Raw genomic sequence first — 26,619 nt, 5'->3', positions numbered from 1 at the left:
CCCGCGAAGAGGCCGGCACAGGCACCTCTATAGGCTGCTTGATATTTTAAACACCCGCAGCCTATGTTGTTGTCAGCCTACAACAACAAGGACAAGCGTCATGAGCACCGCTCAGCTCCAGGGCATCGATGAAATCGAATGCGTCACTCCCGACCTCAACGGCGTCCCGCGCGGCAAGGTGATGACCGCCGACGGCTTCCTCGAAGGCCGTCGCCTGCAGATGGCCCGGGGTGTGCTGCTGCAGTGCATCATGGGCGGCTACCCAGCAGCGAAATTCTACGGCAGTGATGACGGCGACCTGGCACTGGTGGCCGAACCCAGTCAGGTCCACCGCCTGCCCTGGAGCGATGACGGCCGCGCCTTGGCCATCTGCGATGCCAACGAGCTGGATGGCCGGCCCTCGGCACTGTCCACCCGGGGCCAGCTGAAGGCCGTGATAGCCCGCTATGCGGCACTGGGCCTGGCGCCGGTAGTGGCAACCGAGCTGGAGTTCTTCGTCTTTGCCCCCAACACAGACCCGCAGCAACCCTTCCTGCCGCCTGTAGGCAGCGATGGCCGCCGCGAGCTGGGCCATTCGGCGTTCAGTGTCAGTTCCAACAACGGCCTGCGCCCGTTCTTCAAGGAGGTGTACCACTGCATGGCCGCGCTCGGCCTGCCACGTGACACCTTCATGCACGAAATGGGTGTCAGCCAGTTCGAGATCAACCTCCTGCACGGCGACCCGCTGCTGTTGGCCGACCAGACCTTCCTGTTCAAGCACCTGCTCAAGGAAGTGGCGCTCAAGCATGGGCTGACCGTGGTCTGCATGGCCAAGCCGCTGGCGCGTACGCCCGGCAGTTCCATGCACATTCACCAGAGCCTGGTCGAGGCCGGCAGCGGGCGTAACGTGTTCAGTGACGAGCAGGGCCTGCCGACAGACACCTTCCACCATTTCATCGGCGGGTTGCAGGCGTGCATGGCCGACTTCACCGCCCTGTTCGCGCCCAACGTCAATTCCTACCAGCGCCTGTGCCACCCCTATGCCTCGCCGAACAATGCGTGCTGGTCCGAGGACAATCGCGCCGCTGGCTTGCGCATTCCGGCCAGTGCACCGGTCGCGCGACGGGTGGAAAACCGCCTGCCTGGGGCCGATGCCAACCCGTACCTGGCCATTGCTGCCAGCCTGGCCGCCGGGCTGCATGGCATCGAGCAGCGCTTGCAGCCATCGCCAGCCATCCAGGGCGAATTCGAAGTGCCCGAGCACCTGAGCCTGCCGTGCACGCTGCACGCGGCCCTTGAAAGGCTCAAGCGCAGCACGCTGGCGCGGGAACTGTTCGGCAGCGAGTTCATCGAAGGCTACATTGCCAGCAAGACGCTTGAGCTGAGCGATTTCTTCGACGAGATCACGCCGTGGGAGCGCCGGGTCCTGGCGGCACAGGCCTGAGCGCGACACAACCTGCACCGGGCACGCCCCCGCAATGCCAAATAGCTGTCGGGGGGCCTGCGCCAGGCGGTTTTTGCCTTTATGCTGCTAGCACCCAAAACTGCCACCTGACCAGGGAGCTCCACGGGACGTATGCGAAATGTATGGAAGCCGTTTCAGTCGTTGTATTTCGCCGCGCTGATGATGTTGATCGGCTCGGGCCTGCTCAGCACCTACCTGGCCCTGCGCCTGGCTGCCGACCACGTCGACAGCCTGTGGGTGGGTGCGTTGATGGCGGCCAACTACTTTGGTCTGGCGGTTGGCGGCAAGGTTGGCCACCGGCTGATCGGACGGGTAGGGCACATACGCGCCTATGCCACCTGTGCCGGTATCGTCGGCGCTGCGGTGCTCGGTCATGGCCTGACCAGCTGGCTGCCGGCCTGGGTCGGGCTGCGCGTGATCGTCGGCCTGGGGATGATGTGCCAATACATGGTCATCGAGAGCTGGCTCAATGAGCAGGCCGATGTGAAACACCGGGGCGCGGTGTTCAGCGGCTACATGATTGCCTCGTACCTGGGGCTGGTGCTTGGCCAGTTGATTCTGGTGGTGCACCCGCAGCTCGGCCCTGAGCTGCTGATGCTGGTGGCGATGTGCTTTGCCCTGTGCCTGGTGCCCGTGGCGATGACCCGGCGTATTCACCCGGCGCCCTTGCGCCCGGCACCGATGGAGCCGAAGTTTTTCATCAAGCGCGTGCCGCAGTCGCTCAGTACGGTTTTGGGCTCGGGGCTGATTGTCGGCTCGTTCTACGGTTTGGCGCCTTTATATGCGTCAAGCCAGGGGATGAGTACCGAGCAGATCGGTCTGTTTATGGGTAGCTGCATTTTTGCCGGCCTGCTGGTGCAGTGGCCGCTGGGCTGGTTGTCTGACCGTTATGACCGGGCGGTGCTGATTCGGAGTGTGGCAGTGGGGCTGGCGCTGGCGGCTGCGCCATTGGCAATACTGCCCAGTGTGCCGCTGGAGTTGCTGTTCGGTATCGGCTTCCTGATCTCGTTGCTGCAGTTCTGCCTGTACCCGCTGGCGGTTGCCTTTTCCAATGACCACGTGGAAAGCGAGCGCCGGGTATCGCTGACGGCGATGCTGTTGGTGACCTACGGTGTGGGTGCATGCGTCGGCCCGCTGGCGGCAGGGGTTCTGATGAAAGTGCTGGGCGCGCAGATGCTGTATGCCTTCTTCGTATTCTTTGCCTTGGTGCTGGTGTGGCGTATTCGGCCGAAAGCGGTTACCGGCCTGCATCAGGTGCAGGACGCACCGCTGGGCCACGTGGCGATGCCGGCGGCCGGTTCGCCGTTGTCGGCGGCGCTGGACCCGCGGGTGGATGAGCAGACGGTGCAGGACGTGATGCAGGCGCCGGTGGCGGCTGAAGATACCGAGGATGAAGAGAAGGGCGCGCAGCAACAGGCGCCTGAGTCGGAAGAGGTCAGCAAGTCGGTGTAGGAGCGGGTTTACCCGCGAAAAGGCCAGCCCAGCAGAAACACAAATGAAAACGCCACCTCAGCAGGTGGCGTTTTCTGTTTTACCGACCGACGATCAATAATCGTCCTTGTCGAACCGCCGCGCTTCACGCTGCAGCTGGTACACGAAACTCTCGATCTTGCGCTGCGCCTGGCCGCTCAGGTTGTGGAAGCGTACGCCGGCAAAAGTGGTGTTGATGCGCTCTTCATAGTGCAGATGACGCAGCTCGACCATGGTGTCCACCAGGCCCAGTGGGTTGCCCGCCTTGAAACGCTCATACACCTGGCCCAGTTGCAGGCGGTCTTCGACATTGCCTTCAAAGCGCAGTTTGCAGCCAGTGGCCGAGATATCCAGCAGTTTGCCTCGCATGGCGCCGTTGCCCTTGAGGTGAGCACCGTCGAGGATGATGTCGACCAGCTGCGATAGCTTCAGCGCGGCGCGGAAGGCGTTGCGGCGCTGGTGATAGGTCATCTCTTGCGGCAGGGCGCCGCTGTAGCAGCGGTGGCCGTCAACTTCGCTGATTTTCAGGGCGTGATCGCATTCCCAGGCGATGCGTACACCATCGTGGAAGCCTTCGACACGGAAGTGCTCGCCGTTTTCGATGAATTTCTCGCCGTCACGGGGGATCATCTCATCCAGTGCCAGGGTGTTGCTTTCGCGGTCCACGTGCACCACATAGCTCTGGAAGCGCTGGCTGCGGTCATGGAAGGTGATGATCAGGGGGTCGTGGCTTTCCTGCAGCTGCCGCAAGTTGGCCGCAATCTCCAAGGGGGTGCTCAACACCTTGGGTGGTTGCGGGGCATCGGATTCATTGAACACAGCTTATCGTTCTCCAGGCAAAAGCGACACACGCAAGTAACGGCATTTTGCCACTATGTTCTGTGCCTTGATAGAAAAATCACACTTGGCTGAGCGCGCGCGGCTTGGCCAGCGGCGAGGTGCTGCCACGGCTGTCGTAGAGCGAAGGCGAGTCGCCGCCCATGAGGATCCGGATCTGGTTGTTGGTGACGTGTTGCTGCACCTGGATGATCCGGCCATTGGTTTCGTTAAGCTGTTGGCAGGCTTGCATCAACTGGCTGATCACGTCCAGTTGTTGCAGGATCAATTCACCGTTAGGCGATTGGGCCGCCACAGCCTCCACGCCGGCGCGATCTGCGCTCAGGCCAAGGCTGGTGAGCAGGTTGTTGCGCCGCAGGCCTTGCTGCTCCAGCAACACGATCAAAGACTGCTTGCGGGCCAGGATATTTTCCAGTGGCGCCATATCGCGGCCATGCAGGGCTACAGACTCCTTCTGCAGAAGGTCGAGCAGTTCCTGCATCGGGGCAATGTCATCTTCGATCAGTTGCAGCAAGGTGGTGTCGTGCATGGCTAACTCTTGGCTTTTCAGGCGTCCGTGAAGTCAGCGCGCCGTACGGTCAGCGCTGGGCTTCGAAATCAAGCAGTTTGCTGGCGACCCGGCCGGCATCGACCTGGTAGCTGCCGTCGGCGATTGCCTGCTTCAACTGGGCCACACGGGCGCTGTTGACCACGGGCTCGTCGCGCAGCTTGTCGCTGATTTTCTGCAACTGCTGTGCCTCCTGGCTGAGGTGTACCGCCTCTCCGCTGGCGCTGGTGTCTTTCACCGCTTCCTGGCTGGCTGCCGGTTTTTCGGCGCTGCCGGACGCGGTGTTGCCGCGCACGCCGCCCGTGACGGACGGAGAGTTATTCAAACGACTGAAGTCGATGACCATGATCAGAAACCTCTGGGTATTTGGACGCTTGCCTTGTTTTCGGCCAACCCGATATAAACTTTAGGCACAAATGCATTGCCGCCTGTCGGCAAGCCCGCGAACCCGTGTTCTGACACAGTTTAGGAAAAGCGGTTCCTCACTGCCAGCGCAATCTGGTAGCCAGCCTACATACTGACCTCGACCTGGCCCGGGCCGGTCACCCTGGCCTTGACCACGCGTTTTGAATTGAGGTTGCGTACCCGGATCTGCTCGCTCAGGCCGCCCTTGCTCAGGGCTTCGCCCGGCATGCGCACACTCAGGCTGCCACTGCGGGCGATGATCACCACCTGGTCACCCTTGCGCACCACCTCGGCCTGTTCCAGGTGTTGCGGGGTGAGCACCTGGTCGATCACCGTGGGACGCAGCATCTTCATGCCCACCGCCTGGTCCAGCTCGGTCAGAAAGCCCTGGCCCAAGGTGCCGACATCGCGCTCGCGCAGGGCCACGTCACCTTCGCCGACCGTGTTGTCGCGCTTGAGCGGGCGGGTCACCACCACCACGTCGCGGAAAAGTCGCACGGTGGCCGGCACAAAGACTGTCCACGGTGCTGCGCCGTTGCAACGTATCCGTACCGTCACCCGGCCCAGCGGCTGGGCCGGGCTTTCCAGTGAGGCGTCCAGCTGCTGGCTGCACAGCGGCATGCGCAGGCGTGGGTCCAGCGGGTTGACCTGGATTTCATAGCGGCCGGTAGTCTGGGTGGTGGACAGATAATCTTCAACGGTGAATTCAAGAAACCCTTGGGTGACACCGATAAGCTGTTCAGGCAAGGTGAACGCGTTCGCCACCGTGCGAACGCCGGGCATCAGCAGGCACAGCGTGGCCAGCGGGCCAGTCAGCAGGCGTGTCAATCGTCGGGAAAATGTCGTTTTCGTGTGCATGACACTCAAAAAAGCAAAGCCCGTGCCGACTCGCTACCTGAGTTGCAACGAAAGGCTGAAACGTTAAGGAGTCTGGCATGGCGGGTGTTATGGATTCGGTCAACCAGCGCACGCAGCTGGTGGGGCAGAATCGCCTGGAATTGCTGCTGTTCCGCCTCAATGGCGAACAGCTTTACGGCATCAATGTGTTCAAGGTCAGGGAAGTACTGCAATGCCCTGCGCTGACCCTGCTGCCCAAGGCGCACCCTGTGGTGCGTGGCGTTGCCAATATTCGCGGGGCGACCATCCCGATCCTCGACTTGTCGATGGCCACCGGGTTGCGGCCGCTGCAGGAAGACACACGCAACAGCTTCGTGATCATCACCGAGTACAACACCAAGACCCAAGGTTTCCTGGTGCATTCGGTGGAGCGCATCGTCAACATGAACTGGGAAGAGATCCATCCGCCACCCAAGGGTACCGGCCGTGATCACTACCTCACCGCGGTCACCCGGGTTGACAACCGCATGGTCGAGATCATCGACGTGGAGAAGGTGCTGGCCGAAGTGTCGCCGTCGTCCGAGTCGGTATCGGCCGGTGTGATCGATGCCGAAGTGCAGGACAAGGCGGTGTTGATGCGAGTGCTGACCGTCGACGACTCGTCAGTGGCGCGCAAGCAGGTCAGCCGGTGCCTGCAGACCGTTGGGGTCGAGGTGGTGGCGCTCAATGATGGCCGTCAGGCGCTGAACTACCTGCGCCAGCTGGTGGATGAGGGCAAAAAGCCGGAAGAAGAGTTCCTGATGATGATCTCGGACATTGAAATGCCGGAAATGGACGGATATACGCTAACCGCGGAGATTCGCAGCGATCCGCGCATGCAAAAATTGCACATCTGCCTGCATACTTCGCTTTCCGGGGTGTTCAACCAGGCAATGGTCAAGAAGGTCGGCGCCGATGACTTCCTGGCCAAGTTCAAGCCGGACGACCTGGCCCAACGGGTGGTCGACCGGATCAAGGCAGCGCATTGAAGCAGCCGGGGGCATGCCCCCCGGCACCAGTGATTGAAAAGAGGCGGCAGTAGTGTCTACGGGTAATTTGGATTTCGAACAGTTCCGGGTCTTCCTGGAGAAAGCCTGTGGCATCCTGCTGGGCGAGAATAAGCAGTACCTGGTTTCCAGCCGTCTCAACAAGCTGATGGAACAACAGGGCATCAAGAGCCTGGGTGAGCTGGTGCAGCGCATTCAGGCCCAGCCGCGCGGCGGTTTGCGCGAGCAGGTGGTCGATGCCATGACCACCAACGAGACCCTGTGGTTTCGCGACACCTACCCCTTTGAGGTGTTGAAGAACAAGGTGATCCCCGAGTTCATCCGCAACAACCCCGGCCAGCGCCTGCGCATGTGGTCGGCGGCCTGTTCGTCGGGGCAGGAGCCGTATTCCATCTCGATGGCGATCGACGAGTTCGAGCGCAGCAACCTCGGTCAGTTGAAGATGGGGGCGCAGATCGTCGCCACCGACCTCTCCGGCACCATGCTGACCAACTGCAAGACCGGCGAATACGACAGCCTGGCGATTGCCCGTGGGCTGTCCCAGGAGCGCCTGCAGCGCTACTTCGACCCCAAGGGGCCGGGGCGTTGGGCGGTCAAGCCAGCGATTCGCAGCCGTGTCGAGTTCCGCTCGTTCAACCTGCTCGACAGCTATGCCAGTCTGGGCAAGTTCGACATCGTGTTCTGCCGCAATGTGCTGATCTATTTCTCGGCGCAGGTGAAGAAGGACATCCTGCTGCGCATTCACAGTACCCTCAAGCCAGGTGGCTACCTGTTCCTCGGCGCCTCGGAAGCGCTGAACGGCTTGCCGGACCATTACCAGATGGTGCAGTGCAGCCCGGGGATCATCTACCAGGCCAAGTAAGCACGAAGGCCGGTATCGAGAGGTGCCGGTCTTTTTGTTTGCCTATCCACTGTTCCTGCCGAGCTCCCCGTAGGAGCGGGTTTACCCGCGAAGAGGCCGGCCCTGCTGGTCAATCTCCACCCGCCGTTCACCGTTGCTGCCGCTACCGTATTCGCGGGTAAACCCGCTCCTACGACGGATCGGGGGTGGACATCGGGCGGTGGTTGGGCACAGGCCGCGTGTAGGAGCGGGTTTACCCGCGAAGAGGCCCGCACAGGAAAACACTGACGTCAATTTTTTGTTTTGCCGCTTTTGCCGCCCATCAATTGCCGCTTTTGTCACCTCAGGCGGAAGGCCTTTGCCGCTTTTCTGGCATCAACCTGACAGTACTGCGCCGCAATCCCCCCTAAACACGGGCTTTTCAGTGGTTGGCACAGCCCTTGCTATACCTTGCTCAACGAAATTCCGGTCAACCTCTGAAGGTTTCCCCGACATGAGCATCAGTTTCGACAAGGCGCTTGGTATCCACGAAAAGGCCCTGGGCTTCCGCGCCCAGCGCGCCGAGGTGTTGGCCAACAATATCGCCAACGCCGACACGCCCAATTACAAGGCGCGTGACATGGATTTTTCTTCGGTGCTCGCCGCCGAGACCAGCAAGCAGCAAGGCGGCCGCTTCGCCATGGACCGTACCAACAGCCGGCACATCGAAGCCGAAGGCCTCGCCATCGCGGCTGACGATACCCTCAAGTACCGTACACCGTTGCAGCCCTCGATCGACCAGAACACCGTGGACGCGCAGATCGAGCAATCGAACTACACCGAAAACGCGATTGGCTTCCAGGCCAGCTTCACCTTGCTCAACAGTAAATTCAAAGGGCTGGTTTCCGCCCTGCGGGGAGAATGACCATGTCCCTTTCCAGTGTCTTCAACATTGCCGGTAGCGGCATGAGCGCACAGAACACGCGTCTGAACACCGTGGCGTCCAACATCGCCAACGCCGAGACCGTGTCTTCGAGTATCGACCAGACGTACCGCGCCCGTCACCCGGTGTTCGCCACCACTTTCCAGAATGCACAGGCCGGCAGCAGCCAGTCGCTGTTCGAAGACCAGGGCGAGGCAGGGCAGGGCGTGCAGGTAAAAGGCATCGTCGAAGACCAGAGCACCCTTGAAGCACGCTACGAGCCGAACCACCCTGCGGCGAACAAGGACGGCTACGTCTACTACCCGAACGTCAATGTGGTCGAGGAGATGGCGGACATGATCTCCGCCAGTCGCGCGTTTCAGACCAACGCCGAACTGATGAATACGGCCAAGAGCATGATGCAGAAAGTGCTGACCCTGGGGCAGTGATAAGGAATTCAGACCATGGCAATCGATACTAACGGTGTAAACCTCAATGACGTGCTGTCGGCGTCGGGCGTGGGCACCAGCACCAAAAAGACCACGGACACTGCATCCAAAACCGGCAACGATTCGCTCGGCAAAGATGCCTTTCTGCAGCTGCTGGTCACCCAGATGCAACACCAGAACCCGCTGGACCCGCAGGATAACAGCGAGTTCGTTGCCCAGTTGGCGCAGTTCAGCAGCCTGGAAGGTATTACCTCGCTGAACGATTCGGTCAGCTCCATCACCAGTGCCATGGCCTCGTCCCAGGCGCTTCAGGCGTCGTCGCTGGTAGGGCGCTCGGTGGTGGTTCAGAACGACAAGGCTGTGGTTGATACCGCTGAAAGCTTCAATGCCCAGTTCGTTGTGCCTCAGGCAATCAGTGAAGCGAAGATCACTATCAAGGACAAGGATGGCAACACGGTCAAGACCATCGAGTTGGGTGAGCAGAAAGCCGGTTACGCCGACTTCATCTGGGACGGTACCAACAACAGTGGCGAGAAAGTGGACCCGGGCACTTACACCTTCACCGCTAGCACCACAGTCGATGGCGAGGCGGTGCAAATGAGCACGCTGTTGCCGGCCAAGGTAACCAGCGTCAGCTTCAGTGCCTCAGGAGAAATGGTGCTCAACCTTGCCGGTGTAGGCAAGGTCTCCCTCTCCGACGTGCAAACCATCGGTATCTAAGGCCCGCTAGAGCGGCAAAAGGAGCGAATTCATGTCTTTCAATATCGGCCTTAGCGGTCTGTACGCAGCCAACAAACAACTGGATGTCACCGGCAACAACATCGCCAACGTCAATACCACGGGGTTCAAGGCCTCGCGTGCCGAGTTCGCGGATGTTTACGCGGGCGCCAACCGTCTGGGTGTGGGCAAGAACCAGGTGGGCAATGGTGTGCGGCTGGCAGCCATTTCCCAGCAATTCACCCAGGGTGATGTAAACACCACGGGCAACGCGCTGGACATGGGTATCCAGGGTCAGGGCTTCTTCGTGCTGTCTGACAACGGCTCGAAGGTTTACACGCGGGCGGGTTCTTTCCAGCCCAGCAAGGACAACTTCGTCGAGACCTCCGATGGCCTGCGCCTGCAAGGTTACATGGCGGATGCCACCGGCAAGATCCAGAAAAGTGGCCTGACCGACCTGAAAATCGACACATCGGCATTGCAGCCCAAGCCGACCTCGTTGATCGATCAGGGTATCAACCTGAACTCCTCGGCGGCCTCGATTCCTTTCCAGGTGTATGACAACACCAAGCCGCCAGCCATGGCTGCATTCGACCCTGCGGACCCAAGCACTTATCAGCGCTCTAGCACCAGTACCGTGCTGGATGCTGACGGCGTAGAGCACGAAGTGCAGCAGTACTACCGCAAGACCGATACCAATGAATGGACCATGTACACGCTGGTCGATGGTCGAAACCCGTTTGATCCAGCCAGTACCACCCCGCTGGCCGGCACCATCAACTACAACAGTGATGGCACCATCAGCTCCATGCTGGCCGACACCACGGGTGTGCCAAGTGGGGCGTCGTTCACTGTCAGCAATGGTGCATTTGCCATGACCGGCTGGGTGCCGGCCGCTCAGGATGCGAATGGCGACTGGGTTGCCAGTGGCGCGGCAGGTACTGACCAGGCGCTGGGTGTTACCTCGCCTGCCTTGGTGGCGAACAAGCCGTTCGACCCTTCTGACGATTCGACCTATACCCGCTCGTTCCCGACCAAGGTGTATGACAGCCAGGGCAACGAACACACCATGGAGCAGTTCTACCGTAAGACGGGCACCAACGAGTGGACCATGTACACGCTCGTTGATGGGCGCAACCCGTTCAATCCGGGGAGTACGGAGCCACTGGTGGGCACGATCGCATTCAACAGTGATGGTTCGGTCAACTCGATGACAGCCGACAATACGGGGCATCCGGTGGGCACCTCGTTCACGGTCGTCAACAATACCTTCAGCATGATTGGCTGGGTGCCGGCAGCCGAAGATGCTTCAGGTAACTGGAGTGCCAATGGCGCGGTGGGCGATGCTGCCGGCATGAAAATGTCGATGGCCAGCACCACCTCCTACAACACTGAAACTGCGCGCATGTCCCAGTCTCAGGACGGTTATGCCACGGGCATCCTGTCCAACCTGAGCATCGACGCGACAGGTGTATTGTTCGCCTCCTTCAGCAATGGCCAGTCGCGCGCCATTGGCCAGGTAGCGCTGGCGAGTTTCGCCAACGAGCAGGGGCTGCAGCAAATCGGCAGTACCCGTTGGACCGAGACCTACAACTCTGGCATTCCGGGTATCGATTCGCCGAAAACCGGTACTTTGGGTGCGATCGAGTCCAACTCCCTGGAAGGTTCCAACGTCAACCTGACGCAGGAACTGGTTGATCTGATCAAGGCGCAAAGCTACTACCAGGCGAATGCCAAGACCATTTCGACCGAAAGCACCGTGATGCAGACCATCATTCAGATGACTTGATCGTCATCGTTCGAGTGAGTGCAGGCGAACCCCTTTCTCGTGAAGGGGTTCGTTGTTTTTGCAGGAGGGGTGATGAAAAGGCTGTTTGTCGGAATGCTGCTCGCCTGCTGTCTTGGGCAGGTGCAGGCGGCGCCAGCGCCATACTGGCGATGGGAAAGCCTGGTAGATGGGCGTCTGGTGTGTTCGCAGTGGTCGCCAGGTGAAGGCTGGAGACGCTTTGCCGGGCCCTACAACAATGCGCGTTGCCGTGACCTGCCGTAGGCACAGGTTTGCCTGCAAATGAAACCTTTTTGCCGCCAACGGCAAAACAGCGCCGGATAACCGGCGGCCGTCGCTGCGCGGGCTTTCTCAACTGCCCGTATTCATGGGCTTTTTCCTGCTTTTGGCAAGTTGGTTCGGAACTTGCTTTAGCCCCTGTAGAGCAACGGCGAACGGCAAACGGCCGCCAGTGCAATGGAGGATGATTGTGGACAAGATGCTTTATGTGGCCATGACCGGGGCCAGCCAGAACGCGCTGGCGCAGAAGGCTCATGCCAACAACCTGGCCAACATTTCGACCAATGGTTTTCAGCGTGACCTGGAGCAGGCGCGCTCGATGCCGGTGTTCGGTGACAGCTTTCCGGCGCGTGCCTTTGCCATGACCGAACGCCCAGGCACCGACTTCAGTGAAGGCCCGATGGTGGAAACCGGCCGTGACCTGGATGTGACTGTGAGCGGTAACGGTTTTATCGCCGTGCAGGCGCCAGATGGCAGCGAAGCGTATGTGCGTACCGGTAGTCTGAACATCGACGCTCTCGGGGTATTGCGTACCGGCAACGGTATGCCTGTGCTTGGCAACGGCGGCCCGATTGCCATCCCCCCCGAGCAGAAGGTCGAAGTCGGCTCCGATGGCACCATCAGCATCCGTTCCATGGGTGAAGACCCGCGCGTGATGGCGGAAGTCGACCGCATCAAGCTGGTCAACCCCGACACCAAAGGCCTGACCAAGGGCCAGGACGGGCTGATTCACACCTCGTCCGGCCAACCCGCGGATGCCGACGTCAACGTGCGGGTGGTTTCAGGTTTTCTGCAGGGCAGCAACGTCAATGCTGTTGAGGAAATGACCTCTGTACTGGCGCTGTCCCGCCAGTTCGAACTGCACGTCAAGATGATGAACGCAGCCAAGGAAGGCGACGAAGCCATGGCGCGTGTTTTGCAACTCGGCTAACCACATTTGAACGGGTGCCGTAATTCAGGCGCACGAGGAGAACACTAAATGCTTCCGGCTCTCTGGGTCGCTAAAACCGGCCTGTCCGCACAGGACACCAACCTGACGGTCATCTCCAACAACCTGGCCAACGTCTCGACCACCGGCTTCAAGCGTGATCGTGCCGAGTTCCAGGACCTGCTGTACCAGATCAAGCGTCAGCCAGGCGCGCAGTCTACCCAGGACAGCGAATTGCCGTCGGGCCTGCAGGTCGGTACCGGTGTGCGCATTGTCGGCACGCAGAAAAACTTCCAGACCGGTAGCTTGCAGACCACGGAAAACCCGCTGGATATGGCTGTCAATGGCCGTGGTTTCTTCCAGATCCTGCAGCCTGACGGCACCGTCTCCTACACCCGCGACGGTACGTTCCACCTGAACTCCGATGGCCAGATCGTCAACGCCGATGGCTTGGCGCTGGAGCCTGCCATCGTGGTGCCGAACGATGCCCAGACCTTCACCGTCGGGCAGGACGGCACCGTGTCGATTACCACCGCCGGCAACCCGGCTGCGCAGGTTATCGGCAACATTCAGACCGCCGACTTCATCAACCCGGCTGGCCTGCAGGCGATGGGTAACAACCTGTTCCTGGAAACCGCTGCCAGTGGTGCACCGCAGGTCGGCACTCCGGGCCTCAATGGCTTTGGCACTACCCTTCAGCAGACGCTGGAAAACTCCAACGTCAGCACGGTGGAAGAGCTGGTGAACATGATCACCACCCAGCGCGCCTACGAGATGAACTCCAAGGTCATCTCCACCGCCGACCAGATGCTGTCGTTCGTTACTCAGCAGCTCTAAGCCCTGTCGCTTTGTTACACCCGTGAGGTTTGCATCATGAATCGTCTGTTGTCCGTGTTCGCCCTGGGGGGGGCGGTGTTGCTGGCAGGTTGCGTCGCACCGACGCCTAAGCCCAACGACCCGTACTATGCGCCGGTGTTGCCGCGCACCCCGTTGCCGGCAGCGGCCAACAACGGTTCGATCTACCAGGCCGGTTTCGAGCAGAACCTGTACAGCGACCGCAAGGCGTTCCGGGTGGGTGACATCATCACCATCACGCTCAATGAGCGCACGTCCGCCAGCAAGAACGCGGGCTCGCAGATCGCCAAGACCAGCAAGACCGACATCGGCCTGACTTCGCTGTTTGGTACCACGCCCAACACCAATAATCCGTTCGGTGGCGGCGACCTTTCGCTGGAGGCCGGTTACAGCGGCGATCGCGCCACCAAGGGCGACAGCAAGGCCACCCAAGGCAACACGCTGACCGGTTCGATCACCGTCACCGTGGCCGAGGTGCTGCCCAACGGCATTATCGCCGTGCGCGGCGAGAAGTGGCTGACCCTGAACACCGGCGAAGAGCTGGTGCGCATTGCCGGCATGATCCGCGCTGACGATATCGCCACCGACAACACCGTGCCGTCCACCCGTGTGGCCGACGCCCGCATCACCTACTCCGGCACCGGTTCGTTCGCCGATGCCAGCCAGCCCGGGTGGCTGGACCGCTTCTTCATCAGCCCGCTTTGGCCTTTCTGAGTACGGATGACCATGTTCAACGTAAGGCAGCTGATTGCCACAACCCTGCTTTTGTCCTGCGCCTTCGCTGCCCAGGCCGAGCGTCTGAAGGACATTGCCAGCATCTCTGGCGTACGTTCCAACCAGTTGATTGGTTACGGCCTGGTGGTGGGCCTCAATGGCACGGGTGACCAGACCACCCAAACGCCGTTCACCCTGCAAACCTTCAACAATATGCTGTCGCAATTCGGCATCAAGGTGCCGGCCGGTTCCGGCAACGTGCAGCTGAAGAACGTTGCCGCAGTGTCGGTGCATGCCGACCTGCCACCGTTCGCCAAGCCGGGCCAGGTGGTGGACATCACCGTGTCGTCGATCGGTAACTCGAAGAGCCTGCGCGGCGGCAGCCTGTTGATGACCCCGCTCAAGGGTATCGACGGCAATGTCTACGCCATTGCCCAAGGCAACCTGGTCGTGGGCGGCTTTGATGCCGAAGGTCGTGACGGCTCGAAGATCACTGTCAACGTGCCGTCGGCCGGTCGTATTCCGGGTGGTGCCAGTGTCGAGCGTGCGGTGCCGAGCGGCTTCAACCAGGGCAATACCCTGACCCTGAACCTCAATCGCCCCGACTTCACGACCGCCAAGCGCATCGTGGACAAGGTCAACGACCTGCTTGGCCCCGGCGTGGCCCAGGCCGTGGATGGTGGTTCGGTGCGAGTCAGTGCGCCGATGGACCCAAGCCAGCGCGTGGATTATCTGTCGATCCTCGAAAACCTCGAAATCGACCCGGGCCAGGCGGTGGCCAAGGTCATCATCAACTCGCGTACCGGCACCATCGTCATCGGCCAGAACGTCAAGGTGTCGCCGGCGGCGGTGACCCACGGCAGCCTGACCGTGACCATCACCGAAGACCCGATCGTCAGCCAGCCGGGGGCCTTCTCCAATGGCCAGACTGCCGTGGTGCCACGCTCGCGGGTCAATGCCGAGCAGGAAGCCAAGCCGATGTTCAAGTTCGGCCCAGGCACCACGCTGGATGAAATCGTCCGCGCGGTGAACCAGGTGGGCGCAGCGCCCGGCGACCTGATGGCGATCCTCGAAGCCTTGAAACAGGCCGGCGCCTTGCAGGCCGACCTGATCGTGATCTGAGGACGGCGCGGATGAACAGCAAAAGCCTGGTTTCCGGCAGTGCCGACAGCGGTGCCTACACCGATCTCAATCGCCTGAGTTCGCTCAAGCATGGCGACCGCGACAGCGATGCCAACGTGCGCAAGGTAGCCCAGGAGTTCGAGTCGCTGTTCATCAGCGAAATGCTCAAGGCCTCGCGCAAGGCAAGCGACGTACTGGCCGACGACAACCCGATGAACACCGAAACGGTCAAACAGTACCGTGACATGTATGACCAGCAACTGGCTGTGAGCATGTCACGCGAAGGTGGTGGTATCGGGCTGCAGGATGTGCTGGTGCGCCAGCTGTCGAAGAACAAGGCCAGCCAGGCCAGCACCAGCCCGTTTCCACGTACCGAGGGCAACGCCCCGGCGCTGTGGGGCAACAAGGTGGCCGAGCCCGTGCATGCCACCCAGTCGACCGCCACCCGCAACGACGTCGCTGCACTCAACGCGCGTCGTCTGGCGCTGCCGAGCAAACTCACCGATCGCCTGCTGGCCGGCATTGTGCCATCGTCGGCCACCGCAAATACCGCCACTGTGCCTGCCCGTGACGGCCAGCAAGTGGCCAAGGCCTTCGCCGTGCCGGACAACGGCCTGCGCATTGTCGGCCGCGCCGTGGCCCAGCCGCCGCTGGCACCGAACAAGGCCTTTGGCGACAGCGATGAATTCGTCGCCACCATGCTGCCGATGGCCGAACAGGCGGCCAAGCGCATTGGTATCGATCCACGCTACCTGGTGGCCCAGGCTGCACTGGAAACCGGGTGGGGCAAGTCGGTCATGCGCAACACCGATGGCAGCAGCAGCCACAACCTGTTCGGCATCAAAGCCACTGGCAACTGGGACGGCGGTGAGGCGAGGGCGATTACCAGCGAATACCGTGATGGCCAGTTCGTCAAGGAGACGGCAGCGTTCCGTTCGTACGATTCCTACCAGGACAGCTTCCACGACCTGGTGAGCCTGTTGCAGAACAATTCGCGCTATCAAGATGCGGTGAAGGCCGCCGATAAACCAGAGCAGTTCGTGCAAGAGTTGCAAAAGGCCGGGTACGCCACCGACCCGAATTACGCCAGCAAGATCTCGCAGATCGCAAGACAGATGAAGTCGTACGAGCACTACGCAATGCTCGGTACTGCAACGAAACTTTAAGGGCATGGAACCATGGCGAGTCTGATCAACATTGGTATGTCGGGGCTGGGTGCCGCGCAATCGGGGATGTACACCCTCGGTAACAACATCGCCAACGCCGATGTCGAAAGCTACTCGCGCCAGCAGAACGTGCAGAAGACCAAGGGCGGCCAGCAGGTCGGTCAGGTTTTCATCGGCAGTGGCACCACGCTGGCGGACGTGCGCCGGGTGTACAACGCGTTCATCGAGAACCAGCTGCGCACGACCACCTCGCTGAGCAGTGAGGCGTCCTCGTACCTGGATCAGATCACGCCGCTGGATACCTCGCTGTCCAGTAGCGATACCGGTATTACCGCCGCGCTGCAGAGCTTTTTCACCTCCATGCAGGATGCGGCGGCCAAGCCAACCGAAGATGCTTCGCGCCAGCTGTTGCTGACCAGCGCACAGTCTCTGGCCAAGCGTTTCAATACCTTGTCGTCGCAGTTGAATCAGCAGTTGAGCAATATCAACAGCAACATGACGGCGATTACCGACCAGGTCAACAACCTGACCAAGACCATCGCCGGGTTGAACGAGCAAATCGCCCGCGTGGGTGCTGTTTCCGGCCAGCCCAACGACTTGCTGGACCAGCGTGACGGCGCAGTGCGTGAACTGAACAAGCTGATCGGCACGGACGTGGTCGAGCGTGACGGCACCTACGATGTCTACCTCAAGAACGGTCAGGCGCTGGTGCTGGGTAATACTACCCAGACGGTGGGTGTGGAGCCTACGGCGAGCGACCCGGGCCGTTTGAGCCTGGTGCTCAACCGTGGCTCGACCAAGATGGATATCACCAGCAGCGCTACCGGAGGCGAGCTGGGTGGGTTGATCCGTTACCGCAGCGAAACCCTCGACCCTGCGCTTAACGAGCTTGGGCGTGTGGCCTTGGTGGTGGCAGACCAGATCAATAGCCAGTTGGCCCAGGGTATCGACAAGGATGGCAATTTTGGCGCCACCCTGTTCGGTGACATCAACAGCGCCAAGGCCATGAGCGAGCGTAGCGTCGCCAAACTGGGCAACAGCATCGGCTCCGGTAACCTGGATGTCAGCATCAAGGACACCGGTAAACTGACCACCAGCGACTACCAGGTGACTTTCACCAGCGCGACCGGCTACAGCGTGCGCAAGTTGCCGGAAGGCACCGAAATGGGCAGTTATGACCTCAATGACACGCCACCGCCGGTCATCGATGGCTTTACCCTGTCGCTCAATGGCGGCGGTTTGAGTGCTGGCGACAGCTTCAAGATCACCCCCACTCGCAACGCGGCCGCCAATATCGAGACGGTCCTCACCGACCCCAAGCGCCTGGCGCTGGCGTCACCACTGACGGCCACCAATGGTGCCGGCAACAAGGGCACCGGGGTGATCACCCAGCCGACCCTGACCTCGCAACTGGATATCTACGACGCCACGCAGCGTTCGCAGCTGCAGTCAGGCCTGAAAAACTCCACCCCGGTCAAGCTGGTGTTCGGTGACGAAACCACTTCGCCCCAGGCTTACAAACTGTACGACGCCAAGGGTACGGAAATAGGCAGCGGCACCATCGTGCCGGGCCAGGCGAACAAGCTGCAGCTGTCGGTGCCGATGGTCGATGGCAGCGGCAATGCGACCGGTAGCAGCTTTACCTTCGAAATGAGCGTTTCCGGCGCGCCGCAGAACGGCGACAGCTACACCGTAGCGCTGACGGGGGCAGGCTCGGCCGATAACCGCAATGCCCAGTCGGTGATCGACCTTCAGACTAAATCCACGGTTGAAGTGGGGGCCAACGGCAAGGGCATCAGCTTTACCGATGCCTATGCCAAGCTGGTTTCAAACGTTGGCGGCAAGGCTGGCCAGGCGGAAATGGACAGTGATGCCACCAATGCGCTGCACAGTTCTGCGCTGGATAGCCGCAACAGCCTTTCCGGCGTGTCGGTCGATGAAGAGGTCGGCAACCTGGTCAAGTTCCAGCAGTACTACACCGCGTCGTCGCAGATTATCAAGGCGGCACAAGAAACCTTCACCACCTTGATCAATGCTCTTTAAGGAGGCGTAGACCATGCGCATTTCCACTTCGCAGTTCTACAACAGCAACAGCGCCAACTACCAGCGCAGCTTCTCCAACCTCGACAAGACTCGGCAAGAGGCTTCTGACGGCATTCGGGTGCGTCGGGGGGCTGACGACCCGGTAGGTGCGGCACGTCTGCTGCAACTCCAGCAGCAACAGAACATGCTCGACCAATACACCCGCAACGTTACCAATGTGCGCAACGCCCTGGGCACCGCAGAAAGCACGCTGAATGCGATTGGCACCATCCTGCAGCGCGTCAATGAGCTGGCCATCAGTTCGGGCAACGCCGGTTTCACCGATGCAGACCGCAAGGCCAATGCGACCGAGCTGGCGTCGCTGGAGGATCAGCTGTTCTCGTTGATGAACAGCAAGGATGAAAGCGGTGCGTACCTGTTCTCGGGGTCCAAAGGTGATACACCGCCTTATGTGCGAAACGCTGATGGTACTTATACCTATCAGGGCGACCAGGGCAAACTGAACCTGCAAGTCGGTGACATGCTTACCCTGGCAGCTAACGAGACAGGCTACGATGCCTTCGAGCAAGCGCTCAATACAAGCCGTAGCGAAACCAGCCTGGTGTCGCCGGCCACCGACGATGGCCGGGTCAATTTGTCCAATGGCCAGGTGAGCGGTAGCGCGACGTATAACGACCGCTTCCGCAGCGGCGAGCCGTACACCATCGAGTTCACCAGCAGCACGCAGTTCAAGATCACCGATGCCGAAGGCAAGGACGTGACGCTGGAAGCCAGCCAGGGGGGCACCTTCGACCCCAATGGCAAGAACACTACGATCAATTTCCGAGGTGTTGACCTGCGCCTGGACATCACCCTCCAGGAGGGCGATGCAGCCGACCCTGATGCGGCCATTGCCGGTCATGTCTTTAGCCTGAGCTCGAAGGCAGATGAAATCAGCGGCACCCGTAGTGCAGGCAACAGCTCGTCGGCCCAAGTGACAGGCGCGACCATCACCGATGCGCAAAAGTACAAGTCCGCATTCCCTGAGGGTGCTGTACTGAAGTTCACCAGCGCTACCGAGTTCGAGCTTTACGCCTCCCCCGTGAGCGCCGACAGCAAACCGATTTCCAAGGGCACGCTCAGTGGCAACACGGCGACCGCCATGGGGGTCGAGTTCACGCTTTCGGACACGCCGAGCGCGGGCGACAGCTTTGGCATCAAGGTCGACACGCATCAAACTCAGAACGTCCTCGATACCATCAGCCAGTTGCGTGCGGCACTGGCCACCCCGGTCGATAACGACCCTGCGGCCAGGCAGAGTTTCCTGGCATCGCTGGACTCGGCGATTGGCAACATCGCCAGCGCCACCAACCAGGTCAGTTCCTCAATATCGTCGATTGGCGGCCGTGGCCAGGCGATCGATGTACAGGTGGAAACCAATGAGGCACTGAGTGGCGAAAACGCCAAGACCCAGAGCTCGATTCGTGAGAGCGATCCGGCCGAGGTGATGATTCGTCTTCAGATGCAGTCCAACATGTTGCAGGCCTCGTTGCAGGCGTATGCCAAGATTGCCGGTCTCTCGCTGGTCAATTACATCTGATGTTCGCGGGCATTTGCCCGTCATGACGCAAGGACAGGCCGGCCAGGGCTGATAACGACCGGCCGGTTCGCCCTTCTGAACGCCTGCTTGTTCCCAAGCGCACCGCCCCTCCATCAAGGTCGTCATCGTGTCAGAGCAGCCACTCGTCAGCATCGCCATTCCTGCCTTCAATGCCGATTTCTTTCAAGCCACCTTGGTCAGTGCGCTTGGCCAAGACTACCCCAACCTGGAAGTCGTCATTTGCGATGACAGTGCTGGTGTGGAAATCGAGGCTATCTGCCAGGCGCTCGGCAAGGGTACGGCGGTGCCCGTGCGCTATACCCGCAACCCGGTTCGGTTGGGTTTTGCACGTAACCTACAAGCATGCCTGGAGCAGGCCAACGGGGCGTTGGTGAAGTTTCTGTGTGATGACGACCTGTTGCTCGACAGTTGCATCAGCCGGCAAGCACAAGTGCTGACGCAGTGGCCCCAGCTCAGCATGGTGATCGGGCAGCGCCTGCTCTGGTCTGCTGATGACATCCTCCTGCCTTCCCGTGCGCTCAACAGCGTGATTGCGCCGCAAAGTGCCGTGCTTGTGGGTACGGACTTGCTGGCCAGCATCGCCGAGAATGTCCCGAATCTGTTCGGCGGTATCAGCCATGTGCTGTTCCGTCGGGCCCAGGTGCTGGAGTACCTGCCGCAACTGGTCCAGGGTGGCCAGGGGTTCGCCGCACGACTGGACCTGGCCTTGTATGCATGTCTGTTGCGCCGCGGGCATCTGGCGAGCCTGGAGCGCATACTGAGTGTGGAGCGCATCCACCCAGGCCGGCTCAGTCATCACTCCAGCATGACCGAGGCCTACAGGCATGAAACCGAATGGCTGCAGCAGATGCTGGCGGCGCGCACCGGCGAGTCGGCGCCGGCCAATGGCTGGGTCCGTTACCTGCCGCTGGAGGCTTACGACCCTGAGGCCGACCAGGCCTGGGAGGAGTTGGACATCCGCCGCTTCCATGCCGGCCAGGTCGCCAATTTCTCGCAGCAGGTAGGCACTCACGCACTCAGCTTCACCGAGCTCTATGCCGAATGGCTGGCCTGCCGCAACCTGTCTGACGGGCAGTTGCGGTTGCTGCCAAAGCGGATCGAACAGTGGCCAGCACAGCCCGGCATCGTTCCGATCGTAACCTGTCGCGAGGGCGATGAAAGCGCACTGCGTGCCACCCTGGACTGCCTGGCTGCACAATCCTATGCCGCCAGCCAGGTGTTGGTGCTGGTGCCTGATTGCTTCGACAGGGTTGACGCGCCAGGCGTGCACTACCTGGCCTTGAGCGGTAGTGGGTACGCTCAACTCAACCAGTGGCTGGCAGATACGCGCGTAGCCGACTGGGTGCTGCTGTTGCGTGCCGGTGATCGCCTACGGCCGCATGCGCTGGTCGTCATGGCCGAGCGTATGGCGCTGCGCGCCGAGAGCATGTGCCTGTACACTGATGAAGACACCTTTGGAGCCCTGGCACCCGGCAGCCCGATTTTCAAGCCGGACTTCAACCTCGATTTGATGCGCAGCGTGCCCTATGTGGGCCGTACCCTGGCATTCAAGCGTACGGCGCTGCTGGCACTGGAAGGGTTCGACACCCAGTTCGAGAGCCTGGCGCCACAGGACCTGCTATGGCGAATGGTCGAGGCTCATGGCTTGCACGTGGTAGAGCATGTCGCGCAGATGCTGGTGCAGTGCCAGTGGGGGTACACAGACTGGATGGGCGAGCCGGCAGGGCAGGCTGAGGCGGCGCGCGTGGTCGAGGCGCACTTGCGTCGCATAGGCGTCGACGCTTTGGTTGAGGGGGCTGCCGGCAGCTTGGTTACGCGTGTGACCTATCGGCATGAGCAGCAGGCTAGTGTTTCGATCCTGATCCCCGCAGGGGCCAACCTGAATGCGCTCAGGCGTTGCGTCGAGTCGCTGTTCCAGTACACCGAATACAGCCAGTTCGAAGTGCTGGTCATCGCCAATGGCGACGAGCCGCAGGCTGTCACCGAGTGGTTGGCGGCGATGCGTGGCCTGGGCAGTGACCAGTTGCGCGTCATCGATGTTCAGGCGCAGGGCAGGGCGGCGATCCTCAATCAGGCCAGTCAGCATGCTCATGGAGCTTACTTACTGTTGCTCGCACCGGAGTGTGCGCTGTTTGAACCGCGCTGGCTCACTACCTTGATGAGTCAGGCGCAGCGTCCCGAGGTCGGCCTGGTGGGGCCGGCGCTATGCGGCAGCAACGGCGAGCTGGTTTCTTCCGGCCTGGTGCTCGGTCTTGGCGGCGGTACAGCAGGTAGCCCATTCTCGGGCAGCTTCCTGACAGCCGAGGGTTACATGGGGCGCCAGCAGTTGGTACAGAACTGGAGCGCACTAAGCCTGGATTGCCTGCTCATTCGCCGGACACTGTTCGAGGAGCTTGAGGGGCTGGACACCTCGGCCTTCCAGGTCGCGTTGTTTGACGTTGACCTCTGCCTGCGTGCGCGTGAAAAAGGCTTCCTGTCGGTGGGGACACCCTTTGCTCGCGTCATGAGGCTAGCGGGTGCTGCTGCTGTCGGGCTGGCTGACGAGCTTGCCAGAGCCGACCGGGACGTTGCTTACGACCGTTGGCTGAGCCGCATTGCCCGGGACCCGGCCTACAACGACAACCTGAGCCTCAAGTTCGCCAACTTCAACCTCGAACCAGGCCTGCGCAGTGGCTGGGACCCCTTCATTGCCCGTGCCATGCCGTCAGTGCTGGCGTTGCCGATCAATACAACGGCAGTAGGGCATTACCGGGTAATTCAGCCATTCACCGAACTTGAGCGGGCGGGCTGGATTCAGGGGCGGGTCAACCATGTCTCACCAGGCATTATCGAGCTTGAGCGTGAAAAACCCGATGTGATGATCCTGCAATGTCGTTACATGCCGGGCAACATCAGGGAAATGGCGCAGTTCAAACGCTTTTCGCATGCGCGGATGATCTACGAGCTGGACGACTACATCATCGATCCGCCGAAAAAGAACGACCATGCCCGCAACCTGCCCAGCAATCTTGCGGAGTTGGTGGCCCAAGGCATCGGGCAGTGTGATCGCTTGGTGTGTTCGACCGAGCCGCTGGCTGATGCGTTATCCAGCATGCATCAGGACATACGCGTAGTGCCCAACATGTTGTCCGCCGCGCTGTGGGCTGGCCTTTCCAGTCAGCGTCAGACCAGTATCCGGCCGCGAGTCGGATGGGCGGGTGGCACTAGCCATCGTGGTGACCTGGAGCTGTTGCAAGAGGTAGTGAAGGCGCTTGCCAACGAGGTTGACTGGATCTTCTTCGGCATGTGTCCGGACCCCTTGCGCCCCTATGTGAAGGAGTTTCACAAGGCGGTTCAATTGGCGGACTACCCGCGTAAGCTCGCCAGCCTCAACCTCGACCTGGCGTTGGCACCGTTGGAGCAGAACCTGTTCAACGACTGCAAGAGCAACCTGCGCTTGCTGGAGTACGGTGCGTGTGGTTTCCCGGTGATCTGCAGCGACACCAAGGCCTACGCCGGCTACCTGCCATGTACCCGGGTCAAGGACAACACCACCGAGCAATGGCTGGACGCGATTCGCATGCACCTGGCTGACCCGCAGGCCAGTTACCGTCAGGGTGATGCGCTGCGCGAGGAAGTGCTGCGTGACTACATGCTGATGCCGCACCATTTGCAGCATTGGGCCAACGCCTGGTTGGCAGACTGAACGTTGGCGTGGGGTGATGCCCGCGCCTGATTGACAATTGGACAGGTGCAATATGATCGATACCGCAATCGGCTCGCGCAATGATGTGACCGTTGTTTTGCTGGGCGAGGATCAGGCGCACAGCCGCGTCCGCGCGCAGCACTACTACCAGCAGGCTCAGGTGCCCTGTGTGGCGTTTGACTTGCCGCCTGGGTCGAGTTCGGCTGGGTTCGTTCAGGCCCTCGCGGAATGTCTGGCGGGGCTCGCCACGGCTTATGTGGTGCTGGCGCTGGATACCGACTTCGTGCTGGCCTCGTCTCTGGACAATGCAGCGGCGTGTCTGCACGCGCAACCTGGGGTGGTGGCTGCGCAAGGCCAGTTGTTGGGCTACAGGCCTGCGAGTGGCAAGGTCGAGTACTACCGGGTAGGTTCGGCATTTGCACCTGCCCTTGCCGAAACCGCTACAGCCAGGCTTTTGCAGTACGCCCAGTCTGGGCAGCAAGCCTGGCGTGCGGTCATGCGTGTGTCGACTTTGCAAGCCGTGTTGATGGCTTTGCCAGACAGCCTGGATGCGCCTGCCGTGCGTGTGGCGATGTCCCTTGCAGTGTTGGCTCAAGGGCCGGTTGCACACCTGGCCCAGACCGATGTGGTGAGTGAGCATGAGCCCGCCGGCTACAGTCCGGTAGAGCGTGAAGAGCGCCTGACTCAGCTGGTACGCGGCCTACGCCAGTGGGACGCTGAGCTGTATCGGCTATGTGGTGACGAACAAGGCTTCACGGCCCTCAACCGGTTTGTGCGCAGCACCTACGATCTGAGTGCGGCGTCGTTGATCTTCACGTCCAGCTGGCGCAGTGTTATCGATGACCCTGAGCGGTTGTTCGAGCCACATCAGGACGTACAGCTGCCCTATTACAATGGCGCCCTGTTTGCACGGTTGACCGAGCTTGAGTTTCTCTGCCACGCATGGCCGACCAGCCCGCAGCAGCAACGTGCGCTGGAAGGGATCTGGGTGCAGCAGCGTGACTTGCTGCAAGCGCACCCCAACGATACTGCTGAAAGCCTGAGCCACCGCTATTGGCAGGCCTTGGCGTTGAGCCTGTTCAACCGCGAGGTCTGCCATCTGCTGTTGTCCACGCTGGACAGGGCAGAGGAAGCTGCGCATGTTCGTGAGCTGACGGATTGGCTGGCACGCCTCGAACAGGTCCCGGGTATCCATGAGCAATGCCGTTTGCAAGGTACTCCGTCGGGTCAGGTGATCGATGCCATCGCTGCCGCTACACCGGATGAGGCGGGGCGCCAGCGCGTGCTCCGGTACCTGGCAAAGCACCCGGCCGAGCAGATCGCCTTCGTGGTTCTCGATCTTGAAAACGACGATCAAGCGCTTCAGGCTACGTTCGACAGCCTGCTTGCCAGCGGCATACGCAATTTCAAGCTGCTAGTGCTCAAGGCTGGCAAGCCACCGGCCATCACCACGCCGCGCGACACGCTGCATTTCATTCAGGTCAGTGACAGCAATTGGGTGAATCACCTGAATCAGGCGGTACGACAGTTGCCGAGTGCCTGGCTGATGCTGCTGAGTGCTGGTGATGTGCTGCTTACCGGAGGTCTGTTGCGCCTGTCGGTGGAGCTTGTCGACGCCCCGGCCTGCCATGCCATCGCCGCCAATGAAGTCCAGCGTGACAGTCAAGGGCGTTTGCACAGCGTCGAGCGCCCAGGTGCGGACCTCGATCTGCTGCGCAGTCAGCCTGGGTTGATGTCTCGGCATTGGCTGGTACGTCGCCAGGCGGTACTGGACCTGGGTGGGTACAGTGAAACCTGCCGCGAGGCGCTGGAGCTCGACCTGCTGTTGCGACTGGTAGAGGCCCAGGGCTTGAGCAGCCTGGCGCACATGGCCGACTATCTGGTAATCGGTGAGCAGGGCGATAGTGCACTGGATGAGGAAGCTGCCAAGGTGGTTGGTCGGCATCTGACGCAATTGGGTTATCGCGCGCAGGTGAAGATACAGGCAAATGAAGGGTTGTCTATCGACTACCGCCATTCGTCCACGCCGTTGGTAAGCGTGCTCGTCGCGAGTGAAGGCGATGCCTCGCAGCTGCAGGCTTGCCTGCGGAGCGTGCTGCAGCGTACCCGTTACCCACGCTATGAAGTGCTGGTGGTGTGTGCCGAGCACGAGGTTGCGGCGCTGCAGCCGTTCGCCGGCAAGGTGCATGTTCTGGTCGGTCAGCCGGGCGGGTCGCGCAGCCAATGGCTGAACCTGGCGGCGAGCCAGGCACGAGGGGCTTATCTGGTCCTGGTGTCTGAGCGCAGTCAGGTCATTACCCCTGCCTGGATCGAGGCGCTGCTCAATGAGGCTCAGCGCCCGGAAGTGGGTGTGGTCGGTGCTTGCCTCGAGGGGGGCGATACTGCGCTTCTGCATGCAGGTTATGCCTTGCTGCAGGGGCCGCAGGTGGCTTCGCCCTGGCAGGGCATGAAGCCGCTAGCGAGTGCTGAAGCCCGGTGGCCATTGGCAGTGCGCGGTTGTCAGGCGGTCAGTGCCGACTGCCTGATGGTGAGCAAGGAGGTGTTCGAGCATTGCGCGGGTTTGCAGGTTGCCCAAGGTGCCGATATCGACTTGTGCCGGGCCGTTGTCGAGGCCGGGCAACTGGTGGTCTGGACGCCGCAAGCCAGGCTGCTGCTCAGCGCCCTGCCTGAAGCGGATCGTGCGTTGGCGCAGGCGCTGTTCGATCGCTGGCCCTCGGCCTTCAGCGAGCAGGCTGCGTCGTCCTTAGGCTGGCTGGAACAGGTTGAATAGGTCGAGGCGGATTATTGACAGGGCTGCAAGCTGACATCGCAGCCCTGTGGTGCCTGTTTCGACACTACCCGCGAGCCCGGCCGTTCAAGGCCGGCTCCACGCTTGAGCGGTATCTCCCGCTGCACGCGCATTTACCTTGCCCGGTCAGGCTGATTGGCAATCTTTTTGCTAGACAAC

The 26,619-nt window shown here is 61.0% G+C and carries 22 protein-coding genes; 18 read left to right on the top strand and 4 right to left on the bottom strand.

From position 1 onward, the window contains the following. Positions 1-181 precede the first annotated feature (181 nt). Both ACTJJN_RS16520 and ACTJJN_RS16515 read left to right on the top strand, forming a co-directional pair. On the top strand, positions 182-1,423 hold the full coding sequence (locus ACTJJN_RS16520) for a glutamine synthetase family protein (RefSeq protein WP_192907726.1): 1,242 nt from the start codon (positions 182-184) through the stop codon (positions 1,421-1,423). Between the two features lie 132 nt (positions 1,424-1,555). Then, positions 1,556-2,896, top strand: coding sequence for an MFS transporter (locus ACTJJN_RS16515; RefSeq protein ID WP_012051590.1), 1,341 nt, complete (start codon positions 1,556-1,558; stop codon positions 2,894-2,896). Positions 2,897-2,989: 93 nt separating this feature from the next. On the opposite strand, the gene ACTJJN_RS16510 is transcribed toward ACTJJN_RS16515, so the two are convergent. From ACTJJN_RS16510 to flgA, 4 genes are all read right to left on the bottom strand, one after another. After that, positions 2,990-3,733, bottom strand: a complete 744-nt coding sequence (locus tag ACTJJN_RS16510; RefSeq protein WP_012051591.1) for a flagellar brake protein — start codon at positions 3,731-3,733, stop codon at positions 2,990-2,992. Positions 3,734-3,812: 79 nt separating this feature from the next. After that, positions 3,813-4,280: a flagella synthesis protein FlgN gene (locus ACTJJN_RS16505; protein WP_012051592.1), complete on the bottom strand. Its 468-nt coding sequence runs from the start codon at positions 4,278-4,280 to the stop codon at positions 3,813-3,815. A 49-nt stretch (positions 4,281-4,329) separates the two neighbouring features. Continuing rightward, positions 4,330-4,644, bottom strand: coding sequence for a flagellar biosynthesis anti-sigma factor FlgM (gene flgM / locus ACTJJN_RS16500; RefSeq protein ID WP_003254479.1), 315 nt, complete (start codon positions 4,642-4,644; stop codon positions 4,330-4,332). A gap of 164 nt (positions 4,645-4,808) precedes the next feature. Next, a complete protein-coding gene (gene flgA / locus ACTJJN_RS16495; RefSeq protein WP_088513384.1) occupies positions 4,809-5,561 on the bottom strand; it encodes a flagellar basal body P-ring formation chaperone FlgA in 753 nt (250 codons plus the stop codon). 77 nt (positions 5,562-5,638) lie between these two features. Between flgA and ACTJJN_RS16490 the strand changes: the two genes are divergently transcribed. The 16 genes from ACTJJN_RS16490 to ACTJJN_RS16415 all read left to right on the top strand — a co-directional run bounded on the left by ACTJJN_RS16490 (position 5,639) and on the right by ACTJJN_RS16415 (position 26,442). Then, positions 5,639-6,568 carry a chemotaxis protein CheV gene (locus ACTJJN_RS16490; protein ID WP_010955104.1) on the top strand — a complete coding sequence of 310 codons (930 nt, stop codon included), beginning with the start codon at positions 5,639-5,641 and terminating at the stop codon, positions 6,566-6,568. A 52-nt stretch (positions 6,569-6,620) separates the two neighbouring features. Beyond that, positions 6,621-7,448, top strand: coding sequence for a protein-glutamate O-methyltransferase CheR (gene cheR, locus ACTJJN_RS16485; RefSeq protein WP_004575768.1), 828 nt, complete (start codon positions 6,621-6,623; stop codon positions 7,446-7,448). Positions 7,449-7,920: 472 nt separating this feature from the next. Further along, a complete protein-coding gene (flgB, locus tag ACTJJN_RS16480; RefSeq protein WP_012051595.1) occupies positions 7,921-8,331 on the top strand; it encodes a flagellar basal body rod protein FlgB in 411 nt (136 codons plus the stop codon). 2 nt (positions 8,332-8,333) lie between these two features. Further along, complete coding sequence (gene flgC / locus ACTJJN_RS16475; protein WP_012051596.1) at positions 8,334-8,777, top strand: flagellar basal body rod protein FlgC; 444 nt, start codon at positions 8,334-8,336, stop codon at positions 8,775-8,777. 15 nt (positions 8,778-8,792) lie between these two features. After that, positions 8,793-9,497: a flagellar hook assembly protein FlgD gene (gene flgD / locus ACTJJN_RS16470; protein WP_012051597.1), complete on the top strand. Its 705-nt coding sequence runs from the start codon at positions 8,793-8,795 to the stop codon at positions 9,495-9,497. Positions 9,498-9,528: 31 nt separating this feature from the next. Beyond that, the gene (locus tag ACTJJN_RS16465; RefSeq protein ID WP_014860309.1) at positions 9,529-11,283 is read left to right on the top strand and encodes a flagellar hook-basal body complex protein; all 1,755 of its coding nucleotides are present in this window, start codon (positions 9,529-9,531) and stop codon (positions 11,281-11,283) included. Positions 11,284-11,355: 72 nt separating this feature from the next. Then, positions 11,356-11,544, top strand: coding sequence for a hypothetical protein (locus ACTJJN_RS16460; RefSeq protein WP_012051599.1), 189 nt, complete (start codon positions 11,356-11,358; stop codon positions 11,542-11,544). A gap of 205 nt (positions 11,545-11,749) precedes the next feature. Then, positions 11,750-12,490 carry a flagellar basal body rod protein FlgF gene (locus ACTJJN_RS16455; protein ID WP_012051600.1) on the top strand — a complete coding sequence of 247 codons (741 nt, stop codon included), beginning with the start codon at positions 11,750-11,752 and terminating at the stop codon, positions 12,488-12,490. A gap of 48 nt (positions 12,491-12,538) precedes the next feature. Next, on the top strand, positions 12,539-13,324 hold the full coding sequence (flgG, locus tag ACTJJN_RS16450) for a flagellar basal-body rod protein FlgG (protein WP_012051601.1): 786 nt from the start codon (positions 12,539-12,541) through the stop codon (positions 13,322-13,324). 36 nt (positions 13,325-13,360) lie between these two features. Further along, positions 13,361-14,056 (top strand): flagellar basal body L-ring protein FlgH, encoded by a 696-nt coding sequence (flgH, locus tag ACTJJN_RS16445; RefSeq protein WP_012051602.1) that lies wholly within the window; start codon positions 13,361-13,363, stop codon positions 14,054-14,056. A 12-nt stretch (positions 14,057-14,068) separates the two neighbouring features. Continuing rightward, a complete protein-coding gene (locus tag ACTJJN_RS16440) occupies positions 14,069-15,178 on the top strand; it encodes a flagellar basal body P-ring protein FlgI (RefSeq protein WP_004575771.1) in 1,110 nt (369 codons plus the stop codon). An 11-nt stretch (positions 15,179-15,189) separates the two neighbouring features. Further along, positions 15,190-16,344 carry a flagellar assembly peptidoglycan hydrolase FlgJ gene (gene flgJ / locus ACTJJN_RS16435; protein WP_012051603.1) on the top strand — a complete coding sequence of 385 codons (1,155 nt, stop codon included), beginning with the start codon at positions 15,190-15,192 and terminating at the stop codon, positions 16,342-16,344. A gap of 12 nt (positions 16,345-16,356) precedes the next feature. Continuing rightward, the gene (gene flgK / locus ACTJJN_RS16430) at positions 16,357-18,387 is read left to right on the top strand and encodes a flagellar hook-associated protein FlgK (RefSeq protein ID WP_012051604.1); all 2,031 of its coding nucleotides are present in this window, start codon (positions 16,357-16,359) and stop codon (positions 18,385-18,387) included. Positions 18,388-18,400: 13 nt separating this feature from the next. After that, a complete protein-coding gene (locus tag ACTJJN_RS16425; protein ID WP_014755767.1) occupies positions 18,401-19,966 on the top strand; it encodes a flagellar hook-associated protein 3 in 1,566 nt (521 codons plus the stop codon). A gap of 127 nt (positions 19,967-20,093) precedes the next feature. Further along, complete coding sequence (locus ACTJJN_RS16420; RefSeq protein WP_012051606.1) at positions 20,094-23,672, top strand: glycosyltransferase; 3,579 nt, start codon at positions 20,094-20,096, stop codon at positions 23,670-23,672. 52 nt (positions 23,673-23,724) lie between these two features. Then, positions 23,725-26,442, top strand: a complete 2,718-nt coding sequence (locus tag ACTJJN_RS16415; protein ID WP_440781424.1) for a glycosyltransferase — start codon at positions 23,725-23,727, stop codon at positions 26,440-26,442. Positions 26,443-26,619 lie beyond the last annotated feature (177 nt).

It is taken from the genome of Pseudomonas sp. 22515 (genome assembly GCF_052044625.1).
GTDB lineage: Bacteria > Pseudomonadota > Gammaproteobacteria > Pseudomonadales > Pseudomonadaceae > Aquipseudomonas > Aquipseudomonas alloputida.
This window is presented reverse-complemented; position numbering and strand designations above follow the sequence as displayed.

Coding starts and splice junctions, on each gene's coding strand:
- ACTJJN_RS16520 (WP_192907726.1), top strand. CDS start 182: ATGACCGCCGACGGCTTCCTCGAAGGCCGTCGCCTGCAGATGGCCCGG.
- ACTJJN_RS16515 (WP_012051590.1), top strand. CDS start 1,556: ATGCGAAATGTATGGAAGCCGTTTCAGTCGTTGTATTTCGCCGCGCTG.
- ACTJJN_RS16505 (WP_012051592.1), bottom strand. CDS start 4,280: ATGCACGACACCACCTTGCTGCAACTGATCGAAGATGACATTGCCCCG.
- flgM (WP_003254479.1), bottom strand. CDS start 4,644: ATGGTCATCGACTTCAGTCGTTTGAATAACTCTCCGTCCGTCACGGGC.
- flgA (WP_088513384.1), bottom strand. CDS start 5,561: ATGCACACGAAAACGACATTTTCCCGACGATTGACACGCCTGCTGACT.
- ACTJJN_RS16490 (WP_010955104.1), top strand. CDS start 5,639: ATGGCGGGTGTTATGGATTCGGTCAACCAGCGCACGCAGCTGGTGGGG.
- flgB (WP_012051595.1), top strand. CDS start 7,921: ATGAGCATCAGTTTCGACAAGGCGCTTGGTATCCACGAAAAGGCCCTG.
- flgC (WP_012051596.1), top strand. CDS start 8,334: ATGTCCCTTTCCAGTGTCTTCAACATTGCCGGTAGCGGCATGAGCGCA.
- flgD (WP_012051597.1), top strand. CDS start 8,793: ATGGCAATCGATACTAACGGTGTAAACCTCAATGACGTGCTGTCGGCG.
- ACTJJN_RS16465 (WP_014860309.1), top strand. CDS start 9,529: ATGTCTTTCAATATCGGCCTTAGCGGTCTGTACGCAGCCAACAAACAA.
- ACTJJN_RS16460 (WP_012051599.1), top strand. CDS start 11,356: ATGAAAAGGCTGTTTGTCGGAATGCTGCTCGCCTGCTGTCTTGGGCAG.
- flgG (WP_012051601.1), top strand. CDS start 12,539: ATGCTTCCGGCTCTCTGGGTCGCTAAAACCGGCCTGTCCGCACAGGAC.
- flgH (WP_012051602.1), top strand. CDS start 13,361: ATGAATCGTCTGTTGTCCGTGTTCGCCCTGGGGGGGGCGGTGTTGCTG.
- ACTJJN_RS16440 (WP_004575771.1), top strand. CDS start 14,069: ATGTTCAACGTAAGGCAGCTGATTGCCACAACCCTGCTTTTGTCCTGC.
- flgJ (WP_012051603.1), top strand. CDS start 15,190: ATGAACAGCAAAAGCCTGGTTTCCGGCAGTGCCGACAGCGGTGCCTAC.
- flgK (WP_012051604.1), top strand. CDS start 16,357: ATGGCGAGTCTGATCAACATTGGTATGTCGGGGCTGGGTGCCGCGCAA.
- ACTJJN_RS16425 (WP_014755767.1), top strand. CDS start 18,401: ATGCGCATTTCCACTTCGCAGTTCTACAACAGCAACAGCGCCAACTAC.
- ACTJJN_RS16415 (WP_440781424.1), top strand. CDS start 23,725: ATGATCGATACCGCAATCGGCTCGCGCAATGATGTGACCGTTGTTTTG.